The sequence below is a fragment of the Paenibacillus pinihumi DSM 23905 = JCM 16419 genome (assembly GCF_000422505.1).
Lineage (GTDB): Bacteria > Bacillota > Bacilli > Paenibacillales > Paenibacillaceae > Paenibacillus_D > Paenibacillus_D pinihumi.
Genome location: NZ_KE383871.1, coordinates 68,711 through 81,698, shown reverse-complemented (window position 1 = coordinate 81,698; position 12,988 = coordinate 68,711). Strand labels below are relative to the sequence as shown.

Genomic DNA, 12,988 nt, shown 5'->3' with positions numbered 1-12,988 from the left:
AGCTGTGCATCGCGGGAGCGGGCTTGGCGCGGGGTTACTTGAACCGTCGGGAGCTGACGGCAGAGAAATTCACAGCCAATCCGTATGAGCCGGGCGAGAGGATGTACCGGACGGGAGATTTAGCGAGATGGCTGGCAGATGGAACGATTGAATATGAAGGGCGGATTGATTTCCAGGTCAAAATCAAAGGGTACCGGATTGAGCTGGGAGAAATTACAGCGCGGCTGCAGGAGCATGAGAAAGTGAAGGATGCGGCGGTGGTGGCGAGGCAGGATGAGCAGGGGCAGCCGTACCTGTGCGCGTATATCGTAGCGCGGACAAGCTGGAGCAAGAGTGAAATGCGGCAATATTCAAGCCGCTATTTGCCGCATTATATGGTACCGTCGTTCTTCGTGGAACTGGCGGAGCTGCCGCTGAACGCAAGCGGGAAGATCGATAGCCGCCGTTTGCCGGAGCCGGATCGGGATCAGGCGACCGAAGCGGCGTATGTAGCCCCGGGCAATGAAATGGAAATGGTGCTGGCGGGCATCTGGCAAGCGGTTCTGGGCATAAAGCAGGTCGGGGTGGAAGACAACTTTTTTGAATTGGGCGGCGACTCCATCAAAGCAATTCAAATCGCTGCACAGTTGAAGCCATATGGATACAAGCTGGAAATCAAGGACTTATATCTGAATCCGACGATTAGCTTGCTCACTGCCAATATTAAGCCTGTCAAAAATCAAATCGATCAAACGGAAGTAGTTGGCGACATAAAGTTGTCGCCTGTCCAGCATTGGTTTTTTGAATCATCCTTTTCGGATATTCATCATTTCAATCAAGCGATGATGTTGTTCAGAAGTGAAGGATTTCAGCCGAAATGGGTTCGTGCGGCATTTGATAAAATCATGAGCCAGCATGATGCGCTCAGAATAATTTACAGACGTCAGGATGAGCAGTTTATTCAGGTTAACAGGAAGATGCAGGATGAATTATATACGTTGCAGAGCTATGAAATGAGTACGGAAGCTGATATTCTCTCAGCTGCCAATGAACTGCAAAGCAGTCTGGATATTCACCGGGGACCTTTAATCAAATTAGGATTATTTAAGACAAGGGATGGAGATCACTTGCTCATTGCCATCCATCACCTTCTGATAGACGGGGTATCCTGGCGAATTGTGCTGGAAGATTTTGAACATGCCTACCAGCAAGTGATGGACGGCCAACTGGTTCAGCTGCCCGAAAAAACGAGCTCCTATCAAGCCTGGACGGATTGTTTACACTCGTATGCGAGCACCAGCACTTTGCTCAAAGAAAAACAATACTGGCTTAATATGAAGGGAAAAGAGCTGCTTCCTCTGCCCAAAAATCAGGAGATTATGAATCGAACTTGGGAGAAAACCCAGACGATTTCTATCCAGTTTACAGAGGCGGAGACTGATATGCTGCTCAAATCAGCACACCAGAGCTACAATACGGAACCGAATGATCTTCTAATCGCCGCACTTGGAACAACCATTCAAGCCTTCACAGGTCATGACAGGGTCGCGGTATTAATGGAGGGGCATGGAAGAGAGGACATGTTCGTGGAGCTTGATATTACGCGGACTGTTGGCTGGTTTACAACGATGTATCCGGTAGTCCTTAATTTGAGCAGGGCCCAGGATATGGCTTACCATATCAAACAGGTAAAGGAAACGTTGAGGAGCATTCCGAATAAGGGAATCGGTTATGGCGTGTTAAAGTACTTGACGGAATTTGAAGAGGAGCAGGATCGCAATTTTGTAATGTCTCCAGAAATCAGCTTTAACTATTTGGGTCAATTTGATGGAGATATAGATAAAGGGCTTTTCGTGCAATCCAGTCTTCCATCCGGTTCAGCAGTCGGTTCGGGCAATACGAGAGAATGCGCACTTGATGTTTCGGGGCTAGTGCTGGACCACAAGCTGACGATTCACATGACTTTTCACCCGGAGGAGCTGGGTGATGTCGAAATCATCAAGCTTTTGCAAAATTATAGAGAAAATTTAACGGCTATTCTGACCCATTGTGTGGAGCAAGAACAGACAGAGGCTACTCCAAGCGATTTGGGTCATGAAGACCTGTCGTTCGAGGATTTGCAGACGATTACGGAGAAAATACAAATCTCGTTATAAATCTCTTCTAAAGTCTCAGCTTGCGTGCCCTGAAACCGTGACGGCTGCCATTTTGCCTTTGCGGTTTCAGGGCACAGCAATAAAAGGGTGAGGTGTCATGAATGTCGCAGAGTAAGGAAATACAACTGGTGCTTCCGCTCATTCCGATGCAAAAAGGAATGCTCTATCATTATCTTTTAGACCGGCAATCCAATGCCTATTTTGAACAAATGGTCTTTCATTTCAAGGGACCGCTGGAACTGTACTTTCTTGAGAAGAGCTTTAATCATTTATTACAAAGATATGATTCCTTTCGCACAATTTTTATATATGAAGGTATAGATGAGCCCGTGCAGGTCGTGCTTAAGGAACGTACAGCCAAAATTCAGTGTGAATCTATTTCCAGTCTTGCGCCTTCCGAGCAAGAGCCATTTGTCGAGGATTACTTGCAAAAGGACCGGGACCGCGGTTTTGATTTGTCCAAGGATATTCTCATTCGCATTACGATTCTGGAGCTTGGGACGGACTCTTATAACATCATCATCAGCAATCATCATATCATCATGGATGGATGGTGCTTAGGCAAGGTGCTGACCGAGCTTTTCACCGTATATCACCAGTTTAAAGAAAATCTGCCGGTCCAACTGGGTAAAGTGTACCCCTACAGCCAATTCATTCGGTGGCTGGTCAAGCAGGATCAGGAGGAGGCTTTGGGTTACTGGAACAGATATCTGCAAGGCTATGCAGAACAGGCGGGCTTACAGCAAGAAACCGGTGTAACTGAATTATTTGACATGCGTATCGACGATTTTTATTTAAACCGCCATGTAACCGATGGCCTCAATAAAATAGCGAAGTCGTATCAAGTAACCTTGAACAATATCGTGCAAGTTTTGTGGGGGATTTTGCTGCAGCGCTACAACAATTGCCAGGATGTTGTTTTCGGTTCCGTGGTTTCAGGCAGACCCTCCCATATTGAAGGCGTCGAGGAAATGGTAGGGTTGTTCATCAATACCGTTCCTGTTAGAATTCAGGCCTACCCGGATCAAACTTTTAGCGAACTGCTCAACCAAGCTTGGCATCATTTCATGTCATCGGAAAATTATCAATATGTATCCCTGGCAGATATCCAGGCGGAATCTGCATTAAAGCAGGAACTGATTGATCACATACTGATTTTTCAGAATTATCCGATTGATACTCAAATGGATAACGAGAATACTCATCATGACGGGTACGCTGTACAAGACTTTAAGGGGTTTGAACAAACAAGCTATGACTTTAATGTCACCATAGTTCCGGGGGACGAGCTGAGATTTAATTTTAATTATAATGCAAGAAAATATAACCATGAGCGGGTAGCGAGAATAGGCAAACATTTTCAAAACTTAGCGGAGCAAATTATAGCTGACCCTCACATTCGCTTGGATCATATTGATTTGATTACCGCATCCGAAAAACAGCAGATTTTGAATGAATTTAATGCGACCGCGAAAAATTATGATCTGGAGCAAACCATTCCCCGGTTGTTTGAAGAGCAAGCCGAACGATTTGCGGATCAAACGGCGGTTATTTTTAAGGAGGAGCAATTAACTTATCGTCAATTAAATGAGCGCTCTAATCAATTGGCAAGATATTTGCGGAAAAAAGGCGTGCAGGCTGATACCATTGTCGGCATTATGATTGACCGTTCGATTGAAATGGTCATTTCTGTAATGGGGGTATTAAAAGCAGGGGGTGCGTATGTTCCAATTGATCCCGATTATCCGGAAGATCGAATTCAATATATATTGAATGACAGCCGTGCTGCCGTATTAGTCACGAATCAGGCAATCTCAAGAGAGGGTTCTTTCCACAACTATACAGTCTGTGTCGATCATCCGGATATTAGGAGGGAAGATCTTTCAAATCTGGACAACGGCATCCATGCATGCAATTTGGCATATGTCATCTATACATCAGGCACAACGGGTACTCCGAAGGGGGTAATGATTGAGCACCGCAGTCTCATAAACGCCGCATATGCATGGCGTGAGGAATACGGATTACATAAGAAACAGATGAATCTGCTTCAATTGGCGAGCTTTTCGTTTGACGTATTTGTGGGCGATCTCGCGAGGACCATTCTTAATGGCGGGAAACTGGTGATATGTCCGAATGAGGTGAAGCTGTCTCCTCCAGACATATATGACTTGATCGTAAATCACGAAATTCATATTTTCGAATCTACACCTGCTCTTATTCTTCCTTTGATGCACTATGTATTTGAACAGAAGAAAAGCATTTCAACATTGGAGCTGCTGATCTTGGGCTCTGACAGTTGCTCCGCTGCAGACTTTGAAAAGCTGCTGCAACGTTTCGGGCACAGCCTGCGAATTATTAACAGCTATGGTGTAACCGAAGCTTGCATCGATTCCAGCTATTTCGAACCCGTCAGCCCGCTATTGAACGAGAAGGGGCATGTGCCGATCGGAAAGCCGCTGCCGAATGTGAAAATGTATATCGTCAATTCCCATCTGCAATTAATGCCAGTAGGAATTGCTGGTGAGTTATGTATCGGCGGAGCAGGCATAGCACGCGGCTACTGGAACAAAGCGGAATTAACCCAAGAAAAGTTTATTGCCAATCCGTTTGCTCCGGGAGAAGCACTGTACCTGACAGGCGATTATGCTCGTTGGCTGCCAAGTGGGAATATTCAGTTTATCGGCAGGGAAGATACGCAAATCAAGATTCGGGGATATCGGATTGAGCTTAGTGAAATTACGACACAACTTCTGAAGCATCCCGCAGTTGAGAGCGCTATAGTTACGGTGCGTCAGGAAGCGGATCAGACCTCTTACATCTGCGCATATGTTGTACCGAGGGCAGCCTGGAGCGCAACAGAGCTTCGCGGCTATTTGGAGCAGTATTTGCCGGAGTATATGCTGCCAAACTATTTCATTGGCTTAGAGACTTTGCCGTTGACACCCAATGGCAAGGTGGACACAAAAGCGCTGCCAGAACCGGAAGGCCACATAGAAACAGGGACGGAATATGTTGCAGCACGAAACGAAATGGAGGAAAAGCTTGTATCGATTTGGGAAGAGGTATTGAATAAAAAAGGAATCGGAATTAAAGATCATTTTTTTGTCCTGGGAGGCCACTCCTTAAAAGCAACGGTGTTGACTTCCCGGATCCACAAGCATATGGGGGTGGAGCTACCTCTTAGGGAAGTGTTTCAAAAACCTACAATAGAAAAAATGGCGAAGTTTCTTCAAAGCACAGGCAACAAGTCGTTTGAAGATATTCCCACTGCAGAAATTAGAGAGTTTTATCCGGTTTCTTCCGCGCAGCGAAGAATGTATGTGGTTAGCCAATTAGACAGCGCCGGAATTCATTACAACATGCCTAATATTATGAGGGTGAAAGGGAAGCTCGATCCTGTGCTTGTACAGGCCAGCTTTCAAGCTCTTGTTCAGCGACATGAAGCTTTACGAACCAGCTTTGTCATGGTAGATGGGGAACTCAAACAGCGGGTTCATCAAGCATCAGAACTGGTTGTTGATTTTTTGACGGCAGATGCAGATGAACAAGAACGGATCGAAGGATTTATTCAACCTTTCGATCTTAGCCAGGCCCCCCTGCTGCGTGTAGGAATTATCCGACACAATGAGCTGGAGCATATTGTACTGGTTGATATGCATCATATTATTTCTGATGGAATGACGATTGATATTTTGAACCATGACTGGTTATGTCTGTACGAGGACAGAGGAGGCGAACTGCCTGACCTGCGCATTCAATACAAGGATTATGCGGCGTGGCAGAGCGGGTGGTTGCAATCGGAAATGTTCGTCGAACAGGAACGTTACTGGTTGGAGAAGCTCGGCGGAGAGCTCCCCGTATTGAATCTGCCTGTTGATTATCCAAGACCAGCGGTTCAGCAATTTGACGGGAAAGTCATTGAATTTGGTCTGGATCCGGTTGTCACGGAAAAGCTGAGAGGTTTAATGCGGGAAGAAGGAACGACACTGTATATGACCTTGTTGGCAGCTTACAATATCCTGCTGTCGAAATACAGCAATCAGGAAGATATTATTGTAGGGACCGTGTCAGCGGGGAGGCAGCATGCTGATCTGGAAATGATTGCAGGCATGTTCGTAAATACATTAATGATGCGAAATCAGCCTAAGCGGGAAGACAGCATTCAACAATTGCTTCAATCTGTGAAAGAGAACTGTTTAAGAGCATTTGAAAATCAGGAATACCCGTACGAGGAATTAATTGAGAAGCTTGATGTTCGTAGAGATTTAAGCCGGAATCCATTGTTTGATACGATGTTTATCGTCCAAACGGTTGAGCAGCCGCCGGAGGAAGCGGCTATAGGACAGAATGAGGGACTTCTGATTACTCCCTATTCCTTTGACTATAACGTATCCAAATTCGATTTGACGCTCACCGCTGTAGAAGCGGATGAGGAGGTTTTATTTAGTCTGGAATACTGCACGAAGTTGTTTAAAGAAGAAACCGTCAAACGGATGTCTGAACATCTATGCGAAATAATAAACGAAATGGTTGGGAACAAGCACACAAAAATTTCAGAAATTGAGTTGCTCACACATGTTGAAAGAGATGCGATTGTGTTTGAATACAATAACACCCATACGGAGTACCAAAAAGACAAGACAATTCAATCCATATTTGAGGAGCAAGTTAATAGAACGCCTGAGCGGATTGCGCTCATTATGGGAAATCAGGAACTTTCCTATAGTCAGCTCAATCAGAGAGCTACCCGGCTGGCACGCTTATTGCGTGGTAAAAATGTTCGGGCTGAGAGCCTCGTAGCGATTATGGCCGATCGCTCGATCGAGATGATAGTAGGGATTTTGGGGATTTTGAAAGCAGGGGGCGCCTATTTGCCGATTGATCCGGCCAGTCCTCCTGAACGGAGCCAGTACATGCTGAAAGACAGCGGAGCAAAGCTGCTGCTCACTTTAGGGCCTATGCCCGCTGGACTGTGGTTTGACGGAGAGATTCTCGACCTTGCTGACCAGCTGTCTTTTCCTACGGAAACAAATGATTCTGGACTTAATAAACTTGAACTTCCGATGGGCAGTCCCAAAGACTTGGCCTACGTGATTTACACTTCAGGTTCTACCGGCAAACCAAAAGGGGTCATGGTTGAACAATCGAGTGTAGTAAACATTTTGTTTGGTTTGCAGCAGCATTACCCGTTGCTGGAAAATGACCGCTATCTGCTAAAAACGAATTACACTTTTGATGTCTCGGTAACGGAACTGTTTGGCTGGATTCCGGGAGGCGGTGCAGCGGTTATATTGCCGCCGGGGGATGAGAAGGACCCGGAAGAGATCATGAATACAATTGCAAGAGAATGCATTACCCATATTAATTTTGTGCCATCGATGCTGCAGATATTTGTATCAGGAGAGCAGAGCCTTGAGAAAATGAATTCGCTGAGGTATATCTTGATTGCCGGTGAAGCGTTGCCCAAGGAATTGGTGCAGAAGCTGTACAGAAAGCTGTCCGGTAATGTAAGACTTGAAAACATATATGGGCCGACCGAAGCGACTATTTATGCAACAAAGCACTCGATTGGCAGAGAGGATGCCATCATTCCCATCGGCAAACCGCTTCCAAATGTTCAGGTCTATATAATGAATGACGAGGGACATTTGCAGGCAACTGGTATACCGGGAGAATTATACATCGCGGGGGAAGGGGTGGCACGCGGTTACTTGAACCGCCCTGAGCTGACTGCAGAAAAGTTTGTCAATCATCCCCTTAAGCCCGGACATCGTGTGTATCGAACCGGGGATTTGGCCAGATGGCTGCCGGACGGCAGCATTGAATACATGGGCAGGCTGGATCATCAGGTGAAAATCCGTGGTTATCGTATCGAACTGGGAGAGATTAGAGAGCAAATGCTGAAGCACCCGGCGATTAATAACGCCGTTGTCTTATCCCATACTGATTCGAATGGAGATGCTTACTTGGCGGCATATGTCATTTCCGATCGGCCATGGAGTTTGTCCGACTTGCGGGAGCATCTTTCCAGAACCTTGCCAGATTATATGCTTCCGGCTAATGTCATTGAAGTCGAGCAGTTTACGTTAACAGCCAGCGGCAAAATAGATATGAGTTTGCTTCCCAGACCAAGCGGGCTGATCGATACAGGGAAGGCATATGAAGCGCCGCAAACAAAGCTGGAAAAGCAATTGGAGGAGATCTGGAAGGAAGTGCTCGGCGCTCAGCAGGTTGGCATAAACAATAGCTTCTTTGAGTTAGGCGGGCATTCTCTTAAAGCGACAGCCATGTTATCCCGGATACAAAAGGAAGTGCAGATTGAAGTCCCATTAAGAGTAATCTTTCAAAAACATACAATTAAAGAGCTGGCCAGCTATATTTTGGAACATGATCTGCAAAATATGTATGCATCAATCCCGGTTTCCGAAGAGAGAGCCTTTTACCCGGTATCGTCGGCACAGAAGCGAATATACCTGGTTGCTCAAGTCGAAGCGGATGATATAGGTTATAACATGCCGGTCATAGAGGAGTTCTCCGAAGATTTGGATATTCCGCGCTTCAGGCGAGCTTTGGAGCACATGATAGAGCGCCATGAATCATTAAGAACGTCATTTAAAATCGCTGATGGCGAGCTTGTACAATTCATTCATTCAAAGGCGAACCTGGAACTCGATATCATTGAGGCAGGCTCCGTTCCTGTTCAAGACCTGGTAATGGCATTTGTCCGGCCGTTTGATTTTGCTCAAGCGCCTTTGATCAGATTTGCCTTGATTAAGACAACCGATGGCCGAACGTTATTTTTGTATGATATACACCACATCATATCGGACGCAGTATCGATGTCCATCTTTATGCAAGAGCTGCTGCATCTGTATGAAGGCCATGAATTGCCCCCTTTAAGAATTCAGTATAAAGATTATGCAGTATGGCAACAACAGGTGCTTCGGGATGAAAGCATGCTAAGTCAGGAGCAATATTGGCTGAAGGAATTCGATGGAGAGATTCCCGTACTGGATTTACACACAGATTATCCACGGCCTACTATTCAACAGTTTGAAGGAAGCAAGGTATCCTTTGAACTCGGTGAACAGCTGACCCAGGAGCTTAGAAATCTTTCCAGGACCAACGAGGTTACCCTCTATACGACACTTTTTGCTGCTTTTAGTATTCTCCTGTCCAAGTACACCGCCCAAGAGGATAATGTGATCGGAACTGTCTTTGCCGGCCGGCCGCATAGTGATTTAGAACAGCTGATAGGAATGTTTGTGAAAACGCTCCCTATTCGAAATTATCCTGCAGGCGACAAAAGCCTCCGTGCGTTTTTGAAAGAAGTGCAGGAACGGATTCTGTTGGCGCAAGAAAATCAGGATTATCCGTTTGAGGAATTGGTAGATCGATTAAATGTTCAGCGTGATTTGAGCCGTCATCCTGTATTTGACGTTATGATGAGCATGCTTACCATTGACACGGCTGACACGGCAGAGCCAATGAGTGAGTGGCCGACACCGGGAGGGAAGGCAGAGAATGAGATTGATTTGAATGTTTCTAAATTCGACCTGTCTTTGGATATTATTGAGGAGCCAAGCAATTTACAGTTGGTTCTGGAGTATAGCACAAGCTTATTCCGGAAATCAACGATCGAGCGTATGGCGAATCATTTTATTCAGATTGTCAAACAAATAGCAACTAAGCCAGAAGCGAAGATCATTGAATTGGAAGTCATTACCCCTTCAGAGAAGCAGCAGATTCTCTTGGATTTTAATGATACAGCGATGAGCTTTGCATCAGATCTTACGATTGCACAAAGCTTTGAGCAGCAGGTTGCGAGAACACCGAATCATCCGATGATGGTCTGGAGAGACCAGAGTTACAGCTACGCCCATATTAATGCCAAGGCAAATCAGATGGCCAGGCGGCTTCTTTCCAAAGGGGCTTGCAAGGGGATGTTTGTCGGAATTATGGCAGAACGCTCTGTCGAATATATCATTGGAGTGTTGGCCGTACTGAAGATTGGTGCCGCGTATATCCCTGTCGATCCAAGCATTCCATCCGACCGGATTGCCTATATTTTTGATGACAGCAAGGCCAGTCTGCTCCTGGTCAATGAGCGGCACCTGGCTCAAGCGCCGGATGTAGATCATATTGTAATTTTGGATGATTCAATGAACGATCAAGGAGATTCAGCCAATTTACAAATCGAAGGGCTGTCTGCAGCGGACCGGGCCTATGTAATTTATACATCCGGCTCCACGGGCCAGCCAAAGGGTGTTGTCATCAGACAAAACAGTGTCGTGAATCTGGCGCAATGGTTTCACAACAACTATAACTTTACAGAAAATAACAATGTCATTCAGATGACGAATATATCCTTCGATGTTTCTGTTCTGGAAACATTAGTAACCTTCCTCCATGGAGGCACATTATTCATTCCGGATCAGGAAACGATTTTGGACCGGCAAGCCTTTTATCAATTTGTCAATAAACATCAAATTCAGATGTGTCAATTTGTACCTGTATCCTTGCAAGAGCTGGTTGCCCATACGCCTAAGATGGAGAGTTTGAGGGTATTGATTTCCGGCGGGGATAAGCTGGAAGCTTCGCTTGTAAACCAGGTGGTCAGCAAGGGTTATCGTTTGTTTAATCATTATGGTCCGACGGAAACAACGGTAGATGTTCTGCATCATCCTTGTGCGTTGAATGAAGACACAATTCTCTTAGGTACACCATTTGGCAATGTTCATGCCTACATCCTTAATGCATCGTACCAATTGCAGCCGATTGGAGTACCCGGCGAGCTGTGCATTGCGGGGGCCAGCGTCGCCGAAGGCTATCTCAATCAACCCGAAATGACAGCAAGCAAGTTCATGGAAAATCCATTTGTGCCGGGTGAACGATTATATCGGACAGGGGACCTTGCGCGCTGGACCAGTAATGGGAAGCTGGAATTTCTCGGTAGGATGGACAATCAGGTCAAGCTTCGGGGATTCCGAATTGAAATCGGGGAAGTGGAGAGCAGACTTCTAACCCATGAAGCAATCTATGAAGCCATCGTTATGGTCAACGTGCTGAACGGAATTAAACAATTGTGCGCTTATGTAAGGTCCGACAAGGACATGACAACTTCCGAATACCGTTCAATTCTGGAGAGTCATTTGCCTCATTATATGATTCCGTCCTACTTCATCAAACTGGATACGTTCCCTCTGACACCAAACGGCAAAGTGGACCGAAAGGCGTTGCCGCTGCCTTCAGGGCTTGTCTATAGAAACTCGGATTATGTAGGACCAAGAACAGATACGGAGAAGAAATTGGTTGTGCTCTTCGCTGAGGTAATTGGGGTACCCCAATCTCAGATCAGCATGACTGATAATTTCTTTGAGCTGGGCGGGCATTCGCTGGTCATTTTGAAAATTCTGGCCAAAACCTATGTGCTGAACTGGAATCTCACCATAAAAGATTTTTACATCTATAAGACTATTGAACAATTGGCGGGAAAGATTGACGGGACTCTGACTGTGGAAATACAGCCGGAAGAAGACGCGGCCAGTTCGAGAACGGAATGGGTGCAGTGCCCGGCCCAAGAGAAGGTTGTACTTACCGGCAAGCATACCGGGATGGATCATGTACTGCTTACAGGAGCAACGGGCTTTCTTGGTATCCATCTTCTTTATGAACTGCTCGTTCATACTGAAGCTGAGATTAATTGTATCATCAGAGGAGATGATCCGCGCTCGGCGCAGCGGCGTCTCCTGAAGAAAATGCAGTTTTATTTCCCACACGCTTCTAGCCGGCAATGGAACGACTGGCAGGCAAGAATTCAAGTCTATAACGGTGATGTGACAAATAAATATTTTGGATTACATCCAAATGTCTTTAACCTGTTGGGACAACGTGTGGACAGTGTGATTCATGCAGCGGCGCTCGTCAAACATTATGGCTATTATGAAGATTTTTACCGCGCTAATGTACAGGGAACGAAGCAAGTGGTTGAATTTTGCATGGACTATGCAATACCACTGCATCATGTATCCACAACGAGTGTAGCCGGGTCGATAAGTGCAGAGCAGCTTGATTCCAGCAGCTTTACGGAGAACAGCTTCTATATTGGGCAAAATTATTGCGATAACTTGTATATAAGAAGTAAGTTTGAAGCAGAAGGCATGATTTATGAAGAGATGGAGAATGGGCTGCAAGCTACTGTGTATCGGGTCGGTAATTTGACCGGCCGTTATTCGGACGGGGCATTCCAGGAGAATATGGATGAAAATATGTTCTACAACCGGCTGAAATCCTTTATTCAAATTGGTGTGGTTGTACCCGAAATGCTAGAGCAGACGGAGGAATTCACCCCGGTAGACAGCTGTTCCAGAGCTATTGTTCAAATAGCAAGTACGAAAGAAGCTTCTGGGCGGGTTTTCCATATTTTCAACCCGCGTCTGGCGACTTACGAATTGATCAGCCATGCGGTTCAGGAGGCCGGGTATCCAATGAAACGGTTGAGCGGGGCTGAGGCTGCACAGCATGTGGAGGAGATTATGAAGGATGAAAGCAGAAATGAGTTGCTGAGCGGATTTATGGCGGACAAGCTGGAGGCAGATGCTAATGAGCAGCAAATTAATATTGAAGTGAGTGCGCCTCTAACCCTGCATTATTTAGGCCAGCTCGGATTTGAATACCCTGAGGCAGATACTAACTATATTAAAAGGCTGGTTAATTATATGTATAAAAAGAATCTTCTTCAAGATAGCTTAATTTAAAGGTTTATTTACAATTTTACACATTATTTAAAATGATGTATAATATAATCACCTTATTTTTGGATATGTCACCTAAATTCAAGATCCTTGCCA

The 12,988-nt window shown here is 45.7% G+C and carries 2 protein-coding genes; both read left to right on the top strand.

Annotation, left to right across the window (positions count from 1 at the left end; all coding sequences use genetic code 11):
• The coding region (locus H583_RS0131410; RefSeq protein WP_028563938.1) for a condensation domain-containing protein at positions 1–2,135 on the top strand (2,135 nt) is incomplete at its 5' end.
• A gap of 101 nt (positions 2,136–2,236) precedes the next feature.
• Complete coding sequence (locus H583_RS35010) at positions 2,237–12,895, top strand: non-ribosomal peptide synthetase (protein WP_051237302.1); 10,659 nt, start codon at positions 2,237–2,239, stop codon at positions 12,893–12,895.
• Positions 12,896–12,988 lie beyond the last annotated feature (93 nt).

Coding starts and splice junctions, on each gene's coding strand:
- H583_RS35010 (WP_051237302.1), top strand. CDS start 2,237: ATGTCGCAGAGTAAGGAAATACAACTGGTGCTTCCGCTCATTCCGATG.